At 72.8% G+C, this 20,715-nt stretch carries 17 protein-coding genes; 9 read left to right on the top strand and 8 right to left on the bottom strand.

The annotated features are described in order from the left end of the window. Positions 1 to 40 precede the first annotated feature (40 nt). Positions 41 to 1,063, top strand: coding sequence for a CehA/McbA family metallohydrolase (locus tag QLQ12_RS28455; protein WP_282763617.1), 1,023 nt, complete (start codon positions 41 to 43; stop codon positions 1,061 to 1,063). A 32-nt stretch (positions 1,064 to 1,095) separates the two neighbouring features. On the opposite strand, the gene QLQ12_RS28450 is transcribed toward QLQ12_RS28455, so the two are convergent. After that, positions 1,096 to 2,283, bottom strand: a complete 1,188-nt coding sequence (locus QLQ12_RS28450) for a glycosyltransferase (protein WP_282763616.1) — start codon at positions 2,281 to 2,283, stop codon at positions 1,096 to 1,098. Next, positions 2,273 to 3,250 (bottom strand): glycosyltransferase family 2 protein, encoded by a 978-nt coding sequence (locus QLQ12_RS28445; RefSeq protein WP_282763615.1) that lies wholly within the window; start codon positions 3,248 to 3,250, stop codon positions 2,273 to 2,275. The genes QLQ12_RS28450 and QLQ12_RS28445 overlap by 11 nt, the downstream gene beginning before the upstream one ends. Positions 3,251 to 3,590: 340 nt before the next feature. On the opposite strand from QLQ12_RS28445, the gene QLQ12_RS28440 reads away from it, so the two are divergent. Together QLQ12_RS28440 and QLQ12_RS28435 are read left to right on the top strand one after the other, a co-directional pair. Continuing rightward, positions 3,591 to 4,250 carry a TetR/AcrR family transcriptional regulator C-terminal domain-containing protein gene (locus tag QLQ12_RS28440; RefSeq protein ID WP_282763614.1) on the top strand — a complete coding sequence of 220 codons (660 nt, stop codon included), beginning with the start codon at positions 3,591 to 3,593 and terminating at the stop codon, positions 4,248 to 4,250. A gap of 24 nt (positions 4,251 to 4,274) precedes the next feature. Next, complete coding sequence (locus QLQ12_RS28435; RefSeq protein ID WP_282763613.1) at positions 4,275 to 6,782, top strand: HAD-IC family P-type ATPase; 2,508 nt, start codon at positions 4,275 to 4,277, stop codon at positions 6,780 to 6,782. A gap of 55 nt (positions 6,783 to 6,837) precedes the next feature. On the opposite strand, the gene QLQ12_RS28430 is transcribed toward QLQ12_RS28435, so the two are convergent. Next, the gene (locus QLQ12_RS28430) at positions 6,838 to 7,416 is read right to left on the bottom strand and encodes a GNAT family N-acetyltransferase (RefSeq protein WP_407651601.1); all 579 of its coding nucleotides are present in this window, start codon (positions 7,414 to 7,416) and stop codon (positions 6,838 to 6,840) included. 216 nt (positions 7,417 to 7,632) lie between these two features. On the opposite strand from QLQ12_RS28430, the gene QLQ12_RS28425 reads away from it, so the two are divergent. The 5 genes from QLQ12_RS28425 to QLQ12_RS28405 all read left to right on the top strand — a co-directional run bounded on the left by QLQ12_RS28425 (position 7,633) and on the right by QLQ12_RS28405 (position 12,875). Continuing rightward, entirely contained in the window at positions 7,633 to 7,986 is a 354-nt protein-coding gene (locus QLQ12_RS28425; protein WP_282763612.1) for a hypothetical protein, read from the top strand. 108 nt (positions 7,987 to 8,094) lie between these two features. Then, positions 8,095 to 8,661 (top strand): RNA polymerase sigma factor, encoded by a 567-nt coding sequence (locus QLQ12_RS28420; RefSeq protein ID WP_282763611.1) that lies wholly within the window; start codon positions 8,095 to 8,097, stop codon positions 8,659 to 8,661. Beyond that, the gene (locus tag QLQ12_RS28415; protein WP_282763610.1) at positions 8,658 to 9,731 is read left to right on the top strand and encodes a hypothetical protein; all 1,074 of its coding nucleotides are present in this window, start codon (positions 8,658 to 8,660) and stop codon (positions 9,729 to 9,731) included. The genes QLQ12_RS28420 and QLQ12_RS28415 overlap by 4 nt, the downstream gene beginning before the upstream one ends. A 135-nt stretch (positions 9,732 to 9,866) precedes the next feature. Then, entirely contained in the window at positions 9,867 to 10,097 is a 231-nt protein-coding gene (locus QLQ12_RS28410; RefSeq protein ID WP_282763609.1) for a hypothetical protein, read from the top strand. Positions 10,098 to 10,415: 318 nt separating this feature from the next. Continuing rightward, positions 10,416 to 12,875 (top strand): ATP-binding protein, encoded by a 2,460-nt coding sequence (locus tag QLQ12_RS28405; RefSeq protein WP_282763608.1) that lies wholly within the window; start codon positions 10,416 to 10,418, stop codon positions 12,873 to 12,875. 112 nt (positions 12,876 to 12,987) lie between these two features. Here QLQ12_RS28405 and QLQ12_RS28400 read toward each other — a convergent pair whose 3' ends face one another. The 4 genes from QLQ12_RS28400 to QLQ12_RS28385 all read right to left on the bottom strand — a co-directional run bounded on the left by QLQ12_RS28400 (position 12,988) and on the right by QLQ12_RS28385 (position 18,201). Next, the gene (locus tag QLQ12_RS28400) at positions 12,988 to 13,800 is read right to left on the bottom strand and encodes a siderophore-interacting protein (RefSeq protein WP_282763607.1); all 813 of its coding nucleotides are present in this window, start codon (positions 13,798 to 13,800) and stop codon (positions 12,988 to 12,990) included. 17 nt (positions 13,801 to 13,817) lie between these two features. After that, positions 13,818 to 15,557 carry an ABC transporter ATP-binding protein gene (locus QLQ12_RS28395; RefSeq protein WP_282763606.1) on the bottom strand — a complete coding sequence of 580 codons (1,740 nt, stop codon included), beginning with the start codon at positions 15,555 to 15,557 and terminating at the stop codon, positions 13,818 to 13,820. Next, a complete protein-coding gene (locus tag QLQ12_RS28390; protein WP_282763605.1) occupies positions 15,554 to 17,227 on the bottom strand; it encodes an ABC transporter transmembrane domain-containing protein in 1,674 nt (557 codons plus the stop codon). The genes QLQ12_RS28395 and QLQ12_RS28390 overlap by 4 nt, the downstream gene beginning before the upstream one ends. Before the next feature lie 326 nt (positions 17,228 to 17,553). Then, positions 17,554 to 18,201 carry a hypothetical protein gene (locus QLQ12_RS28385; protein ID WP_282763604.1) on the bottom strand — a complete coding sequence of 216 codons (648 nt, stop codon included), beginning with the start codon at positions 18,199 to 18,201 and terminating at the stop codon, positions 17,554 to 17,556. A gap of 161 nt (positions 18,202 to 18,362) precedes the next feature. Between QLQ12_RS28385 and QLQ12_RS28380 the strand changes: the two genes are divergently transcribed. Continuing rightward, positions 18,363 to 19,253, top strand: a complete 891-nt coding sequence (locus QLQ12_RS28380; RefSeq protein WP_282763688.1) for a TAXI family TRAP transporter solute-binding subunit — start codon at positions 18,363 to 18,365, stop codon at positions 19,251 to 19,253. Here the strand turns inward: QLQ12_RS28380 and QLQ12_RS28375 are convergent. After that, complete coding sequence (locus tag QLQ12_RS28375; protein WP_282763603.1) at positions 19,243 to 20,619, bottom strand: sensor histidine kinase; 1,377 nt, start codon at positions 20,617 to 20,619, stop codon at positions 19,243 to 19,245. The genes QLQ12_RS28380 and QLQ12_RS28375 overlap by 11 nt on opposite strands. Positions 20,620 to 20,715: the final 96 nt, after the last annotated feature.

Below are 20,715 nucleotides of genomic sequence, written 5' to 3'. Positions count from 1 at the left end.
CGTGGATCAGTGCCGGCGGTCCGCTGACTACCATGCCGTGATGATCACGAGTGCGGACACGTCCGAGCCGGCCGCCGAGCCGGAGTTCCCGCCCCGGCGGGTGGCCGGCCGGGCACGCGGCTGGTACCGCGGTGACCTCCACGTCCACACGCGGCGCTCACACGGCGGCGAGCTCACTCCGGAGCAGGTCGCGGCGGCCGCCCGGGCGGCGGGCCTGGACTTCATCGCGATCACCGAGCACAACACCGCGGACACCCATGGCGCGTGGGGATCGCTGGCCGGTGACGATCTGCTGGTCGTCCTGGGCCAGGAGGTCGTCACCACCACCGGGCACTGGCTGGCGGTCGGCATCGACCCGGGACAGGTCGTCGACTGGCGCTACGGGGTGCGGGACGACCTGATCGACCGGGCGGTCGACGGGGTGCATGAGACCGGTGGCCTCTGCGTCGCCGCTCACCCGCACGCTCCGTACCCGTCCGGCGTTCTCATGTATCCGTTCCGGCGGTTCGACGCGGTCGAGGTGTGGAACGGGTTGTGGCGCTCGGACCTGCCGTGGAACGCCGACAACGAGGCGGCCCTGGCGGAATGGGGCCGTGGGCTGGCCGCGGGCATCCACCGGGGACGGTGGCGCCCGGCCGTCGGCAACAGCGACGCCCACCAGGCAGGTCAGCTCGGCACTCCGCAGACCGTGGTGCTGGCGGACGGGCTGGGCACGGACGCCCTGCTCGCCGGCATCCGTGCCGGGCGCTGCTGGATCGCCGAGTCAGCCGAGGTCCAGGTGTCGTTCACGGTCCGCGCCGGTGACCGCCGCGCCGGGGTCGGGGAACGGCTGACGGCCGGTGAGGCGCCATGCGTGGCGCGGGTGGAGGTCACGGGCGTGCCTGAGGGCGTGGTCGGCTTCCACACCGATCGGGGCCGGGTGCACCGCGAACCGCTGCCCGGGGACGGCACGGGCATCGTCCGGTGGCGCACCAGCCGGGAGGAGTCGGCGTTCGTCCGTGTCGAGGTGCGGCACCCTTCGGGGCGGATGGCCGCGCTCACCAACCCGGTCATCCTGAGCTGACCGAGGGCCCGAGGCGTGTCGCGTGGGCCGGGTCAGCGGCGGCGGGCCGGGCTGCGGGCCGGGCTGCGGGCGGCGACCTCGTCGTAGAGGTCTTCCAGGCGCAGCGTCTGGGTGTGCAGGTCGAAGTGGGCGGCCACGTGTTCGCGGCCGTGAGCGCCGAGCCTGCGCCGCAGGTCCGCGTCGTGCAGCAGCCGGCTGAGTGAGCCGGCCAGCGCTTCGGGGTCGGCCTCCAGGGTGAGCAGCCCGGTGCGCCCGTCGAGCACCGCCTCCGGGATGCCGCTGTGCCGGGTGGCCACCACCGGCAGGCCCAGGGCCGCGGCCTCCAGGATGGTGGTGGGCAGGCCCTCGGTGTCGCCGTCCGGTGCGGTCTTCGACGGGGCGGCGAGCATCCGTGACTCGGCGAGGTGACGCTGCACCGACTCGGGCGGCTGCTCGCCGACGAAGGTGGCGTCCACGCCGAGGCTCTCGGCGTGGGCCCGCATCCGCGGCAGCAGCGGCCCGTCGCCGATGATCAGGGCACGCGGGCGCGGCGAGTCCATCCGGGCCAGGGCGGTGAGCAGGTCGTCGACGCCCTTCTTGGCGACGAGACGGCCGACGAAGGTGACGTCCCAGCGTTTCGGGACCATCGGCGGGGCCGCCGGGACCGGCACGCCGGTGTGGTGCACCCTGATCTTCGCGGGGTCGGCGCCGCACGCCTCGGCACGTTCGCGGATGACCCGGGAGACGGCGATGACCAGGGCCGCACGGTCGAATACGGCCCGCAGGTTGCGGCGGTAGCGCAGGCCGTGCAGGCCGGGACTGCGCGGCTGGCGGGTGACGTCGTGGCCGTGGACGGTGACGATCAGGGGCACGCCGAGCTGCCGGGCGGTGCGGCTGACGAGCCAGCCGTCGCCACCGAAGTGGGCGTGCACCAGGGCGGGCCGCACCTGACCGAGCACGGCGCGCAGTCGCGGGGAGGTGCCACCCAGCCGCAGCCGGAGGAACTCGCGGCGTCCGGCCGGGCCGTCCGGGAAGACGATGACGTCGTCGGAGCGCGACAGTGCCGAGTCGACGCGGGTGGCGCCGACATAGGCCGGGGCCCAGCGGGTCAGCGCGTCACCCTGTGCCCGGATGAACGTCTCCGAGCCGAGCAACAGCGCGCTGCGCCAGACCGCGACCCGGGGGACCCGCCGATCAGGCGGCGAGCCGGCCGGCGACGGCGGGCGGGGGTCAGGCGACATCGACCGGCTCGGGCAGGGCGGCGGTGTCGCGGGCCAGGCGGCGTCCCACCACCAGGTCGCGGAGGCGGGCGCGCAGGGCCGGTGGGAGCGCCCAGATCTGCAGGTGGGTGAGGTAGTCGAGGGTGGCGGGCCGGCCGTGCCGGCGGGCTTCGGCGAGCAGTTCCCGGAAATGGCGGCCCTGCCGGCCGGGCGCCGCCATCGAGCTGATCACGCTGAGGGTGAAGGCGGCGTACGCCCGGGGCGTGAACAGATGCCGGTTGTCGCGCAGCCATGCGAGTTGTTCCTCGTACGGGTTCTGGTGGCTGATCCGCTCGCGGTCCTCGTCCTGGTGCCAGAGCACGAGGGCCTCCTCGGCGTAGAGCAACTCCACACCGTCCTCACGGATCGCGCGCAGCGCCCAGTCCAGCTCCTGCTGGCGGCGCAGGCCCACGGTGAACGGCACCCGGCGCAGCAGTTCGGCCGGCGCCATGATGGTGGAGGTCTGAATGAACCCGTCGCCGTAGAACAGGCCACGCCGGACGGTGAAGTACTCGCTGAGCGGCTCGCCGGGGCCGGGCAGCCGGCGCGGCATGATCGAGTCGGCGCGGGGTGTGCGGTTGATCAGCCGGGTGGCGACGACCGGGAAGGCGGCGCTCGATCCGGCGGCCAAGGCCAACTGCGCCTCGATCTTGTGGGGCAGCCACTCGTCGTCGTCGTCCAGCAGGGCCACGAACCGGCCGCGGGCCTGCCGGGCGCCGACGTTGCGGGCGTGCGGGGCCCGGCCGCGCTCGGGCAGGACGATCACCCGTAGCCGTTCGTCGCCGATCGCGCCGAGAGCATCGGCGGTGGCCTCGTCGGGGCCGTCCACCACGACGATCACCTCGAGGGTCGGGTGCGTCTGGGCGAGGGCGCTGCCGGCCGCGCGGACGGCCAGGTGCGCACGGCCGCAGGTCGGGATGACGACGCTGACGTCCGGTTGAACAGACATGTCGACTCGCTTACGCAGGGGGAACGCCGCTGTGCCGGGGGCGGCGCGGGCGGGCGTGATCGACTCGACGCTATGAGTGGCCGGCGGCGGTGGCGTTAATGCCGGACGCCGCTCAGACGAGCAGCACGGTGACGGCCGGCGCACAACAACCGAACTCACGGTGGCGCGTACGGAACCGGCGGGTGCCCCGGCCGTCTCCGCGGCGGTGAGTCAGCCGGCGGGGCGAGCATCGCGGCGAACGGGCCGGCGGTGGGCCGAGATCCTGCGATCGCGTCCCAGAACGCGAACCCGGCGGAGAAATAGGCTGGATGCCGACCACCACTACCAGGGGGATGTCCGGTTGGAGAACACGACACCGCGCCGCAGGGGACGCCCGCCGCGGATCAGCCGGGACCGGATCGTCGCCGTGGCCCGCGCCATGGACCCGGCGGCCATCACCATGCAGGCGGTCGCCGAGGAGTTGGGGGTCGACCGCAAAGCCCTCAACTACCACGTCAGCGACCGTGACGGCCTGCTCGAACTGGTCGCTCTGGACGTGCTGAACACCGAAGTCAGCGAGGTCCCGCTGCCGGCCGGCATCGACTGGCGGCAGGCCACCCGGGTAATGGCGCGCCACATGCGCGACGGGATGGTCCGCACCGGGGCGCTGTTCGAGTACGTGCGGGTCCCGGCGACCGGCGGCCTGACGATCTTCGCCGCGACCGAGCGGTACGCGGAGATCCTGCTCGCCGCCGGGTTCACCGAGGAACAGACCGGCCGGGCCCTCGCCTTCCTCGCCGAGTTCGTGTTCTCCTCGGCCCGCGACGCGATCATGATGGCCCGCCGGGACGGCGTCCACCCCCAGACCGCCGAGATCCGGCGGGCGCTCGACGCCGCCCCCGCCGACCGGTTCCGGACGATGCGGCGGCTGATGACCGACGGCTACGGCCCCGGCGAGGCCCAGCTCGACTTCGACCTCAAGATCTTCATCACCGGTCTGGAGCAGCTTCTGGGCCACTAACCTGATCGCGGGGGCTGCGATCGAATGGAACAGGTGATGCTCGCGCCGGCCGCGGGGCTGACCGGGGCCGAAGCGGAGGCCCGGCGCCGGCGCGGTGAGGCGAACACGGCCGTGCAGGGCGGTTCACGCGGCTATGCCGAGATCCTGCGGACGAACGTCTTCTCGTTCTTCAACCTGATCCTGTTCGTGATCGGCGGCGCGCTGCTGAGCCTGGGCCGGTACAGCGACGCGCTGATCAGCGTCGGCCTCGGCCTGATCAACGCCGTGATCAGCGCGGCCCAGGAGATCCGGGCCAAACACAAACTGGACCGGCTGCAACTGCTGGACCGGGCCGGGGTGCTGGTGGTCCGCGACGGCCGGGAGGTGGAGATCCTCCCCGACCAGGTGGTCCGCGGCGACGTGATCCGGGTCCGGCCGGGAGACCAGATCGTGGTGGACGGCCCGCTGCTCGACGGCGGCCGGCTGGAGGCCGACGAGTCGCTGCTCACCGGGGAGTCCGAGCCGGTGGTCAAGCATCCCGGTGACGGCCTGCGCTCGGGCAGCCTGTGCGTGGCCGGGGACGGTCATCAGCAGGCCCGGGACGTGGGCGCGCACAGCTACGCCGGGCGGCTCACCGCCGCGGCCCGGCGGTCCACCACCGACCGGACGCCGCTGCAACGCCGGATCGACTTCATCGTGCGGCTGGTGATGGCGCTGACCGCACTGATGAGCGGCACCATCCTGGCGCAGGCAGCGCTGGAGGGATTCAGCGTGCTGCGGGTCGTGCAGATCACCGCGGTGCTGTCCGGCCTGGTGCCGTACGGGCTGTTCTTCCTGATCGCGCTCGCCTACACCGCCGGCGCGGTGCGGATCGCCCGCACCGGGGCGCTGGTGCAGCAGGTCAACGCCGTCGAGTCGGTCAGCAATGTGGACGTCGTCTGCACCGACAAGACCGGCACCCTGACCACTGGCCAGCTGACCTGCGAGGAGGTCGTCCCGCTCGGCGGCCACCAATACAACGAGTCCGCGGAGGCGCTGGGCGGGCTCGCGCACAACGCCACCAGCCCGAACCTGACCGCCCTGGCGCTCGCCGCGGCGCTGGGCGGGCCGGTCTGGCGGGTCCGCGACGAGGTGCCGTTCTCGTCGTCGTCGCGCTGGTCGGGAATGGTCGCCGAGGAGGGCGTCTGGGTGCTGGGCGCACCGGACGCGCTGGCCGGCCGGCTGCGGCAGCCGGTCCCGGTCGGTGAGGTCGCCGACCGGGCCGGGCGCGGGCTGCGGGTGTTGCTGCTGGCCCGGCCCGAGGATCCGGAGGCGGGGCTGCGCGACGCGGCGGGACGGCCGGAGCTCCCGATGCTGGAGCCGGTCGCGCTGGCCGTGCTCGCCGACGAGCTGCGCGACGACGTCGTCGAGACGGTCGCCCGTTTCCACGCCGACGGGGTGGAACTCAAAGTGCTGTCCGGCGACGATCCGCGCACCGTCGCCGCGATCGCCACCCGGGCCGGCATCGCCACCGGCGAGCCGGTACCCGGCCGTGACCTGGACGATCTCGACGATCCGGCTCTGGACCGGGTGGTGGCGAGGACCAGCGTGTTCGGCCGGGTCGCACCGGAGCACAAGGAACGCATCGTCCACTCGCTGCGCCGTCAGGGCCGTTACGTGGCGATGATCGGCGACGGGGTCAACGACGCCCGCGCCCTCAAACAGGCGCACGTCGGGATCGCCATGCGCAGCGGCAGCCCGGTCACCCGCGACGTCGCCGACATCGTGCTGGTCGACGACAACTTCTCGGCGCTGCCGCCGGCCCAGCACGAGGGCCGCCGGATCATCAACGGCATCGGCATCTCGCTCTACGTCTTCCTGGCCCGGGTGGCCAGTCAGGGCCTGGTCATCCTGGCGGTCACCATGCTCCAGCTGGGTTTCCCGTACTCCCCCACGCAGGTCGGGCTGACCATGTTCACCGTCGGCATCCCGACGATGTTCCTCACCTTCTGGGCCCGGCCCACCCGCCCGGACCCGCACATGCTGCGCAACCTGGTCCGGTTCGTGGTCCCCGCGTCGGTGGTGACGGCGACCTTCGGCACCGCGATCTACACGGCGCTCTACGACATGATCACGCACGGGTTCACCTCGGGCCGGACCCCGGGCCGGATCATCGACGAGTTCGAGAAGTACACCGGCCTCCAGTACGGCACGGACGCCGACTTCGCCACCGCCGCGGCCACGATCCTGGCGCAGACCGGCCTGTCGACGTTCTTCTGCTTCGCCTCGTTCCTGCTGATCAGTTTTCTCGCGCCGTACTCGCGGGCCTTCGCGGCGTGGACCCCGCCGACCGGCGACCGGCGGCCCGCGTGGCTGGTGATGGGGTTGATGGTGCTGTTCAGCGCGGTCCTGTGCGTACCGGTGCTGTGGAACTATTTCGGTCTGATGGGGCCGTCGAAGCCGGTGTTCCTGGTGGTCCTGCCGGCCCTGATCCTCTGGTACGGCACCCTGACGCTGGTCTTCCGCTTCCGCCTCTTCGACCGGCTGCTCGGCCTCGACGAACCCCGCGACTGAGAGGCGGGCGGCGGCGGGTGGGTGTGCTCCGCTCGCGGCACGCGCCGCTACCGCGTCACTGCTTCATGATCCAGAGGGGTACGGGCGCGCTCAGCTCGCACACCACCTCCCAGCCCGCCCCACGGTAGATCTCCACGTTCTTCGGGGTGCTCGTCTCCAGGATCGCGGGCAGCCCGTCCTCGGCGGCCCGGCGCAGCCCCTCGGCCATCACCGCGCGTCCCCAGCGGCGGCCGGCGCTCGCCGGGTGGGTGCCGAGCACTCCCAGGTACCAGAACGGCTCCCGCGGCAGGGCCGCGTGCACGGCGTCGTCGTACTCCCGCATCCGCGCCCGGGCGTCGGCGGGCAGGTCGATCTCCTCCGGCGGGGTGTCGCTGCCGGACGGTGGCTCCCAGATCGCCGTGGCGGCGCCGCCGTCGATCGTCCAGACGGATTCCCGGTTCACACGCTTGTCGAAGAGGTGGCCGAAGAAGGCCGCCGCGTGCCTCGGATAGTCCTCGGGGAACAGGAACCGCAGCACCGGGTCGGCGGGAAACGCCGCTACCAGCGAGTCGACGATGCGCCTACGGTCCGCCGGGGTGGCCACAGTGATCTCAGGAGCCGTCACGTCCCGGACTGTACTGCTCACCCTACCCATCCTAGGAGACTAGGTGCCCGCGGGTCCGCCTGGCGGGACGTCGTCCATTCTCGACCTCGCTCAGCCACGGAAACGGTTCTACCGGCTCGCCGCGGACCGGGTGGAAGCCGCCCGGGTCGCCGTCGGCGCCCCGCCGAGAAGCGAGCGGGCGCCCTCCGGCCGCGATTCGGTTTCCTCGCCACGCCCAGCGTCTGCTCGGCCGCGACCCCGGCGCCGATGAGCCGCCAGCACTGGATCGCCCTGGTCAAAGCAGAATCGATCATCCTGCTGTACGCGGTGCTCGGCGTCTGGGCGGTCCAGCTGCAAATCAACCCGCGGTACGTGGACGAGTTCACCATCGGCATCTGCGTGACCGCCGGCCTCCTCATGCTGTGGCAGGTTCCGCGCTACTACGTCGACCGCGTCTCCCTCACCAACAAGCGCCTGATCTGGTGCGCGGCGTGCTCCGAGGAGATGTACGAACCGCAGGCCGTCGAAGCCCGCCTCACGCCGCCGACCGGCGAGGAGGAGGAGGAGGCGCGGGCCGAGCCACGACGACCCCGCCGGCACACCCGCCTGGCTGGACCGTGAGAAGTAACGTACGGGACGTTCACCGGCCGCGCCCAGCGTCGGCATCCGGATCTCCGGCCGCAGAAATTCGGCTGTCACGATCCGCGCTCGACCGGACATGGAGAAGACGTGAGTTCCGGAACCGAGCACGAAACCCGATTCCGGCGCGTCTACGCGGACAACTTCGAGCCGCTGCTGGCCTACGCCATGCGACGTGTCGACGAGAATGAGGACGCGGCCGATGTCGTGGCCGAGACGTTCCTGGTCGCTTGGCGGCGCGTCGATGAGATCCCACCCGGCGACGAGGCCCGGCTGTGGCTGTACGGCGTCGCCCGCCGGGTGCTGTCCAACCATCATCGCGGCGGGGTGCGCCGGGAGCGGTTGGGTGAGCGGCTACGGCAACGACTGCGGGCCGCCGTCTCGGTGGACCCGGGCAACGAGGTGCCGCAGCGTCTGACTATTCGTGACGCGCTGGCCAAGCTGGGCGATCTGGACCGGGAGGTGCTGATGCTGACCTTCTGGGAGGGGCTGGAGCCGCGCGAGGCGGCGGCGGTCCTGGAGCTCGATTCGACGGTGGTCCGGACCAGGCTGTCGCGGGCCCGCACCAGGATGCGCAATCTTCTCGGTCACGATCTCGGTACACGCGGACATGTATTCGACGTCATGGCCACACGCACCCCGAAGGAGGCCCGATGACTGACGAGAACCTCGACCAGAGGATTCGCAACGCCGACATCTACCGACCCGGCATCATCGGCGACCTCGACGGGCCCGCACAAAGCCTCCTGGAGGAGATCATGTCTGAGCCGACTCTGAAGAGCGTCGCCGAAGCCCCGGGCCGGCGTTCCCGCACACGTCGCGGCATTCTGGGCGGGCTCGTCGGGACGGGCGTCGCGGCCTCCGTCCTGGCCGGCGCCGTCGCCGTTTCGGCCCTGAAGAACGACTCCGTCGACGTCCAGGCCGCCCCCGTGCCGGGCTCGTCCGCCACCGAGCAGGCGTACCCCGCCATGGTGCTCAAGGCGGCCGAAGCCAACCCGCGGCTGCTCATCGACGAGCCGGGCTGGAAGGCGACCACCGTCTACGGGTTCGCCAAGGACGAGGGCACCATCGCCTTCACCAAGGGCGAGCTGCAGCTGGAGATGAACTGGTACCCGGCCAAGCATTACGCCGGCTTCCGCAAGGACCGGCTGGAGGTCAGCAAGCCGGAGCCGGTGAAGGTGGCCGGTGCGACGGGCGACCTGATCACCTACAGCGGCACCGACTTCGCGGCGCTCCTCCCGCCGCGCGAGTCGTCCTACGTCGAGCTGCGCACCGGCGGCAAGTGGACGCGGGCGGAGTTCGACCGGATCCTGGACCGCATCATCCGGGCCGACGTGCGTACCTGGCTGGCCGCGCTGCCGGCCGACATCGTCACGCCGGAGAAGGTGCAGGACCAGGCCGCCAAGGTGCTGGCCGACATCCCGCTGCCGCCCGGGTTCGACAAGAGCGCACTTGACGGCCTCGGCACCAACGAGCGCTACCACTTCGGCGCCGAGGTCACCAGCCTGGTGGGCTGCGGATGGATCACCGAGTGGAACCGCGCGAAGAAGGCCGGCGACGCCGCCGCCGTCAAGAAGGCCACCGATGCGCTGCTCAGCAGCCGCAACTGGAAGATCCTGAAGGAGATGGAGGCCGAAGGCGACTGGCCGGAGGTCTTCTGGGAGACCGCCGAGGGCGTCACCAAGGGCAAGAACGTCGGGTACGAGGACGCGATCGGCTGCAAGTAGCCGATCGGCTGCAAGTAGCAACGGGCCTCAGTGGACACGGGGCCGACCCGGGACGACTGCCACCCATACGATAGGGACATCCGGCCTCGGGACACTCGGACGCCCAGGCCGACTGTTGCGGAGAGGTAGGAGGTCGTGATCAACGCCGAGTCGGGTGGCGATGCCTCGGGGCGGCCACGCGAGCGGGAGACGCGGGCTGAGCAGCGCGCCGGTCATGTCAGGGACATGCGGCTGCTCGGCGTCGTGGTGGGCGGCGCCGTGGTGTTCGCCGGTGCGGGCTCATGGACAGCGGTGCTGGTAGGCGTGGGTTTCACGCTGCTCTATGGCTGGATCGTGGGCCGGCTGCCCGACCACATGTACCGCTGACATCCACCCGGCACGGCCGGTCGACGAGCCACCACAGCTCAGATCGCGAGCGGTGAGTCGCAGTCCCGGATGGGATGCCGCCGGGCTATACCTCCTACCGATCATTGACACCCACTGCGGGTGTGAGCGACACCCGCAGTGGGTGTCAGATCTCCGGAGCACCCCACGACCGGGACGGGGCTGTCCGTCCCACCGGGCCGGCCACGGCGGGGCCGGGCACGGCGGGGCCGGGCACGGCGGGGCCGGGCACGGCGGGAGCAGGGCAGGACGGAGACCGGCGGCTCAGTGGTGGCCCCGGGTTGCCGAACGGTCTCAGTGATGGTGCAGAACAACGATCTGATCTCCGCGCCGGAGAGCACACTGCGGGCCGAGCGTGACGAGGCGTTGCGGGCCGCGTCACAGCTCCGGGCGGTGCTGGACGGCGCGCACGACGCCTACGTGTCGATGGACTGCGGCGGCCGGATCACCGCCTGGAACCGGGCGGCCGAGCACCTGTTCGGCTGGGCGGCCCACGAGGTGGTGGGCCGCCGGGCCACCGAGCTGATGATCCCGCCGCGGCTGCGCCAGGCACACGAGCAGGGCATGGCCCGGGTACGCCGGACCGGGGTCTCCCAGTTGGCCGGGCGCCGGCTGGAGCTGACCGCGGTCGATCGGAGCGGCCGCGAGTTCCCGATCGAGATGACCATCCAGGTGCAGTACGAGCCGGCCGGGCCGGCATTCCATGCGTTCCTGCACGACATCACCGCGCGGACCACCGCCCGCAGCGAGTTGCGGCAGGAGCGGGCGTTCCTGCAGGCGCTGCTGAACAGCCTGGACACCGGGGTGGCGGCATGCGGCGGCGACGGGCGGCTGGCCCAATTCAACCCGGCGATGCGGGAGATCCACGGGCTCGGGCAGCGGCCGGTCGGCCCGAGTGAGTGGAGCCGAACCTACCACCTGTACGAGCCCGACGGGTGCACCCCGTTCGATCCGGAGCGGCTGCCACTGGCCCGCGCCTACGCCGGCGAGGCCGTCCAGCACGAGGAGATGATGGTGTGCCCGCCGGGCCGGCCGCCCCGCCGCTTCCTGGCCAACGCCCGGCCGATCGACACTCCCGACGGGCGGCGCCTCGGCGCGGTCGTCGCCATGCACGAGATCACCGAGACGCACCGGGCCGAGATGTTGCGGCGCTGCCGGCTCGCGGTCGTCCAGGCGCTCGCCGAGGCGGTCTCGGCCCGCGACGCCGCCGTCGCGGCGGTCACCGCCGTCGCCACCGAGCTGTGCTGGGCGTGCGCCGAGTACTGGGAGGTCGACGAGGAGCAGAACCAGATCGTCCGGGTCAGCTCCTGGAGCCGGCCGGACACCGCCCTGGCCGAGTTCACCTCCGGTGAGCCGCTGTCGTTCGGCATCGGCCAGGGGCTGCCCGGAGCGGTGTGGAAGAGCGGCACCGACATCTGGAGCAACGACCTGCCGCACGAACTGACCGAACCGGGCCGGCTGCCGCTCGGGCACCGGCTCGGGCTGCGTGCCGCGATCGGCATGCCGGTGCACAGCGGACCGGGGGTGGCCGGTGTGCTGGCGTTCTTCATCGACACCGGGGTGACCCGCGACGACGACATCCTGGCGATGCTGCGTGACATCGCGGCCCGGATCGGCCGGTTCGTGGAACGCCGCCGCGCCGAGGACCTGACGCTGGCCCTGGCCGCCGCCCGCCGCGACTTCAGCCGAGTCGTCGAGCTGGTCAACGACTGCGTCTGGAGCGTGCGGTTCGAACCACCGGACAACCTGCACGTGGTCTACATCAGCCCCGGCGGGGACAACGTCTTCGGCGGTCCCCTGCCCCCCGGCGAGACCCTGCCCACCATGATGGCCGAACGCATCGTTCCGGAGGACCGGCCGCAGTTGCGGCACTACGGCGACGAGCTGACGGCCGGGCGGCCAGCCGAGTTCGAGTGCCGGGTGATCGGTTACGACGGCGTCATCCGGTGGGTCTGGTGCCGCGGGTTCCCGCGCGACGAGGACGGCGTCCTCTACGTCGACGGGATCACCACCAACGTCACCGAACGGCGCGAACTGGCCGACCGGCGGGAGGCGCTGCTGGCGCGGGAGCAGGAGCAGGTACGCCGCCTGCAGGATCTGGACCGGATGAAGGACGAACTGGTCGCGGTGGTCAGCCACGAGATGCGCAACCCGCTGGCGATCATCGCCGCCTACACCGACTCGCTGCTGGAGGAGCCGGAGTTCGCCAGCCGGACCGAACTGGCCGCCATCGAACGCACCAGCGCCCACCTGGTGCACCTGGTCGATGACCTGCTCGACCTGGCCCGGTTCGAGAGCGGGCCGGCCCTGCTCGACCAGCGGCCGCTGCGCCTGGACCGGCTGCTGTGCCAGGCCGTCGAGGAGCACCGGCTCACCGCGGCGGTCACGCTGGTCACCGAGATCGGCGCGCTGCCGGAGGTGTCCGGGGAGTCGGCGCGGCTGCGACAGGTGCTGGACAACCTGCTCTCCAACGCGATCAAGTACACGCCGACGGGTGGCACCGTGACGGTCAGCGCGTACGCCGACCACGAGACGGTGACGATCGACGTGACGGACACCGGCATCGGCATCCCCGCCGAGCAGTATCCGCAGCTCTTCACCCGCTTCTTCCGGGCCAGCACCGCCGTCGACCGCAAGATCAAGGGCACCGGGCTGGGGCTCGCGGTCACCAAGGCGATCGTCGAGGCGCACCGCGGGACGATCACGGCGGCGCCCGGGCCGGGCGGCGGCACCCGGTTCACCGTGACGCTGCCCCGGTGAGGCCCGAACCCGTCCCGGCCACACCGGCACGGTGCGGCAGCGAGACGGGGGCAGCGGCACTGAGGGGTAGCGGGATTGAGGGGCAGCAGGACGGAGGGCCAGCGCGCGACGGTCACATGGCGGCGTGGCCGTGCCGCCAGTAGCCGATGAAGTCGATGTTGTTCTTCGGCACGTTCCGCTCCTCGACCAGGTGCCGACGGCCGCCGGTGACCAGCGCGGACTCGCCGACGAGGTAGGCGTACACCGATCCGGCGGGCAGTTGCGCCGCCCGCAGGGCCGCCAGCGCCAACCGGCCGGGCACCCCGTCGTCGCCGTCGCGGGCCACCCAGCGCAGGTCGACGCCCGGCGGCACCCGGAAATCCTGCCGGTCCTCCGATGTCGGCACCTCGACGATCGCCACACCTTTGGCGTCCTCGGGAAGCGACTCGCAGACGCCGGCCACCGCGGGCAGGCCGGTCTCGTCGGCGACCAGCAGGGTCCAGTCGTGCTCGGCCCGCGGGTTGTAGCCGACGCCCTGGTCGAGCAGACCGGCCTGGTCACCGGGGTTGGCGGCGAGGGCGAACGCGCTGGCCGGGCCGCTGTGCCCGTCGGCGTCCACGTGCACGACGAAGTCGACGTCGAGACCGTCCGGCCGGTACGCGCGAACCGTGTAGTTGCGCACGTAGGGCCGCTTCGGCTTGGCGGTGGCCAGGTACTGCGCGTACCACAGCATGCCGGAGGTGCGGGTCGGCAGCTTGAGGGTGTCCTGGCCGGGGCGGGGCAGGAAGAGCCGGAACCACTGGTCGAAGCCGAGCGGGGTGAACCGGTCGAGCCCGTCGCCGCCGAGGGTCACGCGGACCACGTTCGGCGAGATCCGCTCGCTCTTGGTCACCTCGAGGAGCAGAACGTGGGGATCGACCGGCTTACGGAGTTTGAACGTCGCCATAGTTAGGCAAACCTAACCTAAGGGCTCCAGGCAGTCCAGAGACGGGCGTATCTGCCGTCAGCGCGCAGCAACTCCTCGTGCGTGCCCTCCTCCGCCACCCGCCCGTGGTCCAGCACCAGGATCCGGTCGGCGCCGGCCGCCTGGGTCAGCCGGTGCGCGACGATCAGCGTGGTCCGGCCCTCGGTGGCGGCCGCCGCGGCGCGGTCGAGCTCTCGGGCGCCCGCGCTGCCGGCCTCCGCGGTGGCCTCGTCCAGCACTGCCACCGCCGGGCCGGCGAGCAGCAGCCGGGCCAGGGCCAACTGCTGCGCCTGGGCGGCGGTGAGCCGGTGACCGCCCTCGCCGACCTCGGTGTCCAGCCCGTCCGGCAGGGCGCCGAGCCAGCCGGTCGCGCCGGCCCGGTCCAGCGCCTCGGCGATCTCGGCGTCGGTCGCCGACGGGCGGACCAGCCGCAGATCCTCGGCGAGCGGCCCGGCGAAGACATGGACCTCCTGGCTGACCAGGGCGATCCGGCGGCGGGTCCGCTCCTCACCGAGATCGGTCAGGGGTACGCCGCCGAGCCGTACCGTGCCGGCGGCCGGCGCGATGATGCCGGCCGCGATGGCGGCGAGGGTGGTCTTGCCGGCCCCGCTGGCCCCGACCAGCGCCACCCGCTCACCGGGCGCGATTCGCAGCGTCACATCGGCCAGCACCGTCGGCCCGCCGTCGTAGTGGTGCTCGGTCACCACCACTTCGAGACCGCTGTCGGCCGGCTCGGCGACGTCCGCCAGCGCGGCGGGCACGGGCAGCGTCGCCACGCCGATCATGCGGGCCAGGGCGGCGTTGACCTGCATCACCGTGTCCGACTCCATGAGCAGGACGCCGATCGGGTTGAACAGCCGGTGGAAGTAGAGCGCCGCCGACGTGGCCGCGCCCACCGTCGCGAGGTTGTGACGGACCAGCAGGAACCCGGCGATCAGGACCGCGGCGAGTCCCAGGTATTCGGCCCGGTTCATCCGCGAGCTGAACCGGGTGTAGAGCCGGAACACCTCCAGGGACAGGTCCCGGGCGGCGGCCGAACGGTCCGCGATCCGGCTCACGTGGGCCGGCTCGATCCGGTACGCCCGGACCGTCGCCGCCCCGTGCAGCGCCCCCGCCATCGCCTGTGCCCGCTCCCCCGCCGCGATCCGCTCCCGCGCGTAGTAGGGCGCCGACCGGGGCAGATACCAGTGCAGGGCCAGCACATACCCGGGCACGGCGGCCAGCCCGGCCAGCCCGAGCCGCCAGTCCAGCGCGAACAGCCCGGCGACGGTCAGCACCACCGACAGCAGTGAGCCGGCCAGGACCGGGCCGCTGCCGTTGAGAGCGTTCGCGACCAGCGCCACGTCGTCGCCGGCCCGGGCCACCAGGTCACCGGTGCCGGTGCGCTCCAGGGTGGCCGACGGCAGGTGCAGCGCCCGGTCCAGGACCCGCTCGCGGAGCCGGGCCACCACGGTCTCGCCGAGCCGCGCGGCCACCGCCGCGCCGGCCGCGGTCAGCAGCCCGCCGACGATCGCGGCCGACGCGATCACCGCGGCGTGGGTCAGCACCCGGCCGGCGCCGGCGCCGGCGATCACGTCGTCGACCAGGCGGCCCAGCACCCATGGCGCCACCAGGCCGGCGGCCGCCGATCCGACCAGCAGCGCCGCCGCGACGGCGCTGAGGCGGGGCAGCTTCGCGAACTCGGCGCCGAAGGCCCGCCAGGTCTGCCGGGTCCCGGCGACGGGAAGGAGGTCACTCATCGGAGCACCGCCGCACGGTAACGCTCGTCGGTCGCGACGAGCCGGTCATGGGTTCCCTCGGCGACGACCCGGCCGCCGTCCAGCACCGCCACCCGGTGCGCGGCCCGCAGCAGCGCGGGGCTGCTGGTGACCACCAGGGTGGCCCGCTCCGGCCCCTTCCGGGCGCCGGCGAGCCGGTCGGCGATGAGCCCTTCGGTGACCGCGTCGACCGCCGTCGTCGGGTCGTGCAGCACCAGCACCGGCGGGTCCGCGGCCAGGGCCCGGGCCAGCGCGATCCGCTGCCGCTGGCCGCCGGAGAGGTTCGCGCCGCGCTCGACGAGCTCGTGGTCGAGCCCGGCGGTCAGCACGTCCTCGGCGGCGGCCGCCTCGGCGGCGGTCAGCACGGCGGAGTCGGGCAGGTCCCCCGAGGTGTCGATGTTCTGCCGCAGCGTTCCGGCGAACAGGGTGACGTCGTGCTGCTCCACCAGCACCACACCGCGGGCCGCCTCCAGCGTCAGCTCCTCCAGGGGCACGCCGTCGATGTGGAGGGTCCCGCGGTAGTCCGCACGGGACACCGTCGCGGCGAGCAGGGCCAGCAGCTCGCCGGCGTCCCGGGGCGAGACGGCGAGCACGGCCAGCATCTCCCCGGCCTCCAGCCGCAGACAGAGGCCGTCGAGTCCGCCGTACCCGATCCGGTCGAGGGCGACCCGCGACGGCGCCGGAACCGGCGTGCCGGCCGTGCCCGGATCCACCATCGGCGCCGCCTCCAGCACCCGGGCGACCCGCCGGCCTGAAGCCTTCGCCGAGGCCCACTTCCGCACGCAGAAACCGAGCAACTGCACCGGCTCGGCGATGAACTGCGCCAGCCCGACCACCGCGACCAGCTCACCCACGGTGATCCGGCCCTGCAGCGCGAACCAGCCCGCGACCCCGGTGATCAACGCGAGCAGCAGCCCGTTCACCGTGGTGGTCAGGCCGAGATGCAGCCCTTTCGTGTCGGCGGCCCGCAGCGTGTCGGTCAGCGCTCGACCGCTCGCGGCGGCGTAGCGGCGTGCCGCGTGGTGTTGCGCGCCGAGGCCGCGCAACACCCGCAGGCCGCTCACGAGATCCACGGCCAGGGCGGTGGTGGCGGCCAGGGCCGCCTGCTGGGCCTCACTGCGGCGGCTCATCATCGGCGCCAGCGACTGCAGACCCAAAACCACCAGGGGTACGCCGAGGAGCACGCCGAGGCCGAGAAGCGGCTCCACGACGATGAGCGCCACCGCGGCCACCGTGAGCGCCGTGCCGGCCGCCATCGTCAGCGCGCCCGCGCGCACCACCTCCGCCGCCTGCTCGGTGTCCGAGGCGGTGACCGACAGCAGTTCCCCGTCCCGCAGGCCGGAGCGCTGCCCGCGCGGGTCGAGGGCCCGGCCGGCGATCTCCACCCGCATCAGGTGGGCCTCGTGCTCACCGGCCGCGTTGCCGAGCCGCGCGCCCATCCGCCAGGCGAACGCGAGCACGGTGAACAGCACGGCCAGCGCGGCGAGGGAGATCAGCAGGGCGCCGGTGTCCGAGGTCGCGACCGCCCGGTCGATGATCAGGCCGATCGCGACCGGCACGAGTGCCTCGGCGGTCTGGTGCAGGCAGAGCAGCGCCACTCCGGCCACGATCCGGCGCCGCTGGCGCTGGAGGGCCCGTCTCAGAACGGTCATGGCCTGCTTTCCGGACGCGGCGAGCTGGTCAGGACGGTGTCCGTCCGGCCGGCGAGCCGGATGCCGGCGCCGGCAGGGGCGCCCGGGACGGCCGGATGAACCCGGCCGGGCGCACCGCGGGAGGATTCTTCCATAGACGAGTGCCGATGTGCGTGAGGGCGGCCGGGGTAGCGGGCGCGCCGCCCGCCCCCGCACGGGTCAGGACGGCGACGGGCCGGGCCGATCCCCCGCATGCGTCACCACCCCTCTCGAAAGAAGGACAGGCTAACCTGACTCGCCGCGCTCGCTCCCGGGGCACCGTGCGCCGGGCGTACCCCCGCCTGGTCTCAGCAGAGCGCGCCCGCCCGCAGCCGCAGGCGAGGCGGCGTCGCGGGAAGCGCGGCCGCCTCGTCCACGGCGACGGTGACCACCAGGCAGCCCGGACGCCGGGCGACCTCTGCGGTGACCCCCATCAGCCGGGCCGCCCGCACCAGCACCGCAGCGATCTCCTGATCACGCAGCGTCACCCAGAGCAGATGGCCGCGCCGGCGCTGGCCGGCCGCCAGCAGCGCCGCACGCCAGGCGGCCTGTGCCATGATGAGCCGCTGCACGTGCCGCGGAGAGGAGGCGCCGAGTTGCTCGGTGCCGAGCAGCGCCTGCCGGCCCTGACGCCACGCCGCCGCCAGCATCAGGCTGGTTGCGAGGCGCTGCGATTCGGGTACCAGTACGCGATGCACCTCGTAGCGGCGGCGCCCGCCCCCGATCCTGATCTCGCGCGCCGCCTCACAACCGAGCCCCTCCAGCAGATAGACCAGTCGATCCGCCGCGTCCTCCCGGTCGAACTCGGCCAGCGCCTCCCCGGCTCGCGGGACCGGCGCGGGCAGTGACTGCCGCTGAGGGCGAGTGGGTTCCACACACTCCACCAGGCAGGCCGACTCGAACGCGCTCGGGAGCGCGTCGGCGAGGACGACCGTCCGTATCGAAGTCTGGTCCATCGGCTTCTCCCCTCCGGCGGTTATCCGACACCGTGGCTGATCGGCCGTTCGGCCGGTACACCTGCGGCGCAGACTTGAGGGAAACTTGCGCGGACCGGGCCGTCCCGCGTGGGGAAACAAAGGTGACCGTTCGAAGCAGCCGCCGTGCGGCACTCGCCGGGATGGTCGCGATGCTGACAGTCACAGCGTGTGGCGGCGGCACTGCGCAGAAGCGCCGTGTGCGCATCGCCACCGGCAGCCCCACCGCGGTCTACCACGCCATCGGCAGCGCCATGAGCGAGCTCATCGAGCGGGAACTGCCGGGCATCGAGGCGAGCGTGCTGGCGACCGCGGCCTCGGCCGAGAACATGGAACTCGTGTCCCGTGGCGACGCCGAGATCGGGTTCGCCCAGGCGGACGTGCTCGTCACCGGCGGTGAGCCGGCACCCGCGCTGGTCGCGCTCGCCCGGGTCTACGACGACCTGCTGCACCTGGTGGTCCGCGCGGACAGCCGGATCTCCACCCTCGAAGACCTCAAGGGCAGAAGGGTGTCGGTCGGCGCCCGCGGCTCCGGAACCACCGTCACCGTGGGCCGCCTCCTCGCCGCCGCCGGCATGCCCGACGCCGTCCAACGGCGCGAGCTCAGCCTCGACGACTCGATCCTCGGGCTGGAACGCGGCGAGATCGACGCCTTCTTCTTCTCCGGCGGGCTGCCGGTGACCGGCATCAAACAGCTCGGCGACGACGTCGGCATCCGCATCGTCGACCTGGCGAGGTGGGCCGGTGACCTGCGCCGGGCCTACAGCGACGTGTACGTGGTGCGGGACGTCCCGGCCTCGGCGTACTCGCTGCCGCCGGTCGCGACGATCGCGGTGCCGAACCTGCTCGTGGTGTCGCGGACGATGCCGGAGGACCTGGCGTACGACCTGACCCGGCTGCTGATGGAACGCCGTGGGGACCTGGCCGCCGCCCATCCGGCAGCCGAGCGCCTCGAACTGCGGGCGGCGATCGCCACGTCGCCGGTGCCGCTGCATCCGGGGGCGGCGCGGTACTACCGCTCGGTCAAACCCTGAACCAGATCGTCGCCGCCAGGCCCTTGCTCTCCGCGTTCTCCGAGCTCGAGGCGGGGCTCAGGGTGAAACGACCGCCCGAGGCCTCCACCAGCACGGTGACGATGGACAGGCCGAGGCCGGCGCCGTCGACGTTCTGCGCGTCCGGTGCGCGCCAGAACCGTTCGGTGGCCTGCCGGCACTGCTCCTCGGTCATTCCCGGGCCGGTGTCACGGACCGTCACCTCAGCGCCGCCGTCGCGGGCCTCCAGGGTCACCTCGACCCGGCCGCCGGGCGGCGTGAACTTCAGCGCGTTGTCGATCAGAGCGTCCAGCGCCTGGTCCAGCGCGGTGGCGACGAGCCGGGCCGGCACCGGCTCCCCCGGCAGTGCGGCGACCAACTCGACGTCACGGCGAACGGCCAGCGGTTGCCAGGCCTTGACCCGGTCGGCCGTCAGCGCGGTGGCGTCGGCGACCTCGATGCGGTGCCGGCCACGCTCGGCACGGGCCAGCGCGAGCAGGCCGTCGAGCACGTCGGCGAGCCGATCGGTCTCCTCCAGGGCGAACTCGTGGTCGGCGCGCAGCTCCTCGTCCTCCAGCCGGCTGCCCAGGTCCTCGATCCGCAGCCGCAGCACGGTCAGCGGGTTCCGCAACTGGTGACTGGCGTGCGCGACGAACGAACGCTGCCGCTCCATCGCCTCGGCTACCGCGTCCGCCATCTCGTTGAAACTGGCCGACAGCCGCCGCAACTCGGGCGGCCCCAGGCCCGGCTGCACCCGGGCCGCGCTGTCCCCGGCGGCGATCTCGTGCGCGGCGGCGTCCAGCCGGGTCACCGGCCGCAGCACCCAGCCGGCCAGCCGGTGCGCGGTCGTCAGGCAGGCCGCCACCGCCAGCACCCCCACGAGCGCCAGCACCAGCCAGACCGAGAACACCGTGCGGCGGCTCCGGTCCGTCGGCGAGACGGTCAGCACCACTCCCAGCACGGCGCCGCCGTCACTGATCGGCACCGCCACGACCAGGGGGTCACGCACCCACGGCCACAACGTCTCCGGCGATCCCACCTGGTGCCCGGCGAGCGCGCCCCGGACAGCGGCGGCCCGGTTCGCCGGCGACGCGCCGAACTCGCTGAGAATCCGCTGGTCCTGATCGACGAGCAGGGTGCCGATGCCGTAGAGCTCCTGGTAACGGCGTAACTCGTCGTTCAGCGCGGCCAGATCCCCGCTGCGCACCGATGGCGCGGCCAGCGAGGCGAACCGCGTCGCGTCGGCGAGCCGGTCGGCGACGGCCCGGTCGGTCTCACGGCTGGCGACGGTGACGGCGAGCGGAATCTCCAGGGCGAGCAGCACCATGAACAGCAGCAGCAGGTAGGTGATCACCAGCCGCCTGCGCACGCCGGCCCCCTGTCACGCCGCTGTCCTCACGCCGTTGTCAGGCCTCGCGGCCCGCTGTCACGCCCACGACGGCGCTGCCCGCGGCTTTCGGCACGC

The sequence above is a fragment of the Actinoplanes sandaracinus genome (assembly GCF_030009775.1).
GTDB classification, from domain to species: domain Bacteria; phylum Actinomycetota; class Actinomycetes; order Mycobacteriales; family Micromonosporaceae; genus Actinoplanes; species Actinoplanes sandaracinus.
This window is presented reverse-complemented; position numbering and strand designations above follow the sequence as displayed.

Bases quoted from the DNA above. Each gene is read 5' to 3' on its own strand.
- QLQ12_RS28430 (WP_407651601.1), bottom strand. From the start codon at position 7,416: ATGGGTAGGGTGAGCAGTACAGTCCGGGACGTGACGGCTCCTGAGATC.
- QLQ12_RS28435 (WP_282763613.1), top strand. From the start codon at position 4,275: ATGGAACAGGTGATGCTCGCGCCGGCCGCGGGGCTGACCGGGGCCGAA.
- QLQ12_RS28445 (WP_282763615.1), bottom strand. From the start codon at position 3,250: ATGTCTGTTCAACCGGACGTCAGCGTCGTCATCCCGACCTGCGGCCGT.
- QLQ12_RS28450 (WP_282763616.1), bottom strand. From the start codon at position 2,283: ATGTCGCCTGACCCCCGCCCGCCGTCGCCGGCCGGCTCGCCGCCTGAT.
- QLQ12_RS28455 (WP_282763617.1), top strand. From the start codon at position 41: ATGATCACGAGTGCGGACACGTCCGAGCCGGCCGCCGAGCCGGAGTTC.
- QLQ12_RS28395 (WP_282763606.1), bottom strand. From the start codon at position 15,557: ATGAGTGACCTCCTTCCCGTCGCCGGGACCCGGCAGACCTGGCGGGCC.
- QLQ12_RS28405 (WP_282763608.1), top strand. From the start codon at position 10,416: ATGGTGCAGAACAACGATCTGATCTCCGCGCCGGAGAGCACACTGCGG.
- QLQ12_RS28415 (WP_282763610.1), top strand. From the start codon at position 8,658: ATGACTGACGAGAACCTCGACCAGAGGATTCGCAACGCCGACATCTAC.
- QLQ12_RS28385 (WP_282763604.1), bottom strand. From the start codon at position 18,201: ATGGACCAGACTTCGATACGGACGGTCGTCCTCGCCGACGCGCTCCCG.
- QLQ12_RS28380 (WP_282763688.1), top strand. From the start codon at position 18,363: ATGGTCGCGATGCTGACAGTCACAGCGTGTGGCGGCGGCACTGCGCAG.
- QLQ12_RS28400 (WP_282763607.1), bottom strand. From the start codon at position 13,800: ATGGCGACGTTCAAACTCCGTAAGCCGGTCGATCCCCACGTTCTGCTC.
- QLQ12_RS28390 (WP_282763605.1), bottom strand. From the start codon at position 17,227: ATGACCGTTCTGAGACGGGCCCTCCAGCGCCAGCGGCGCCGGATCGTG.
- QLQ12_RS28425 (WP_282763612.1), top strand. From the start codon at position 7,633: ATGAGCCGCCAGCACTGGATCGCCCTGGTCAAAGCAGAATCGATCATC.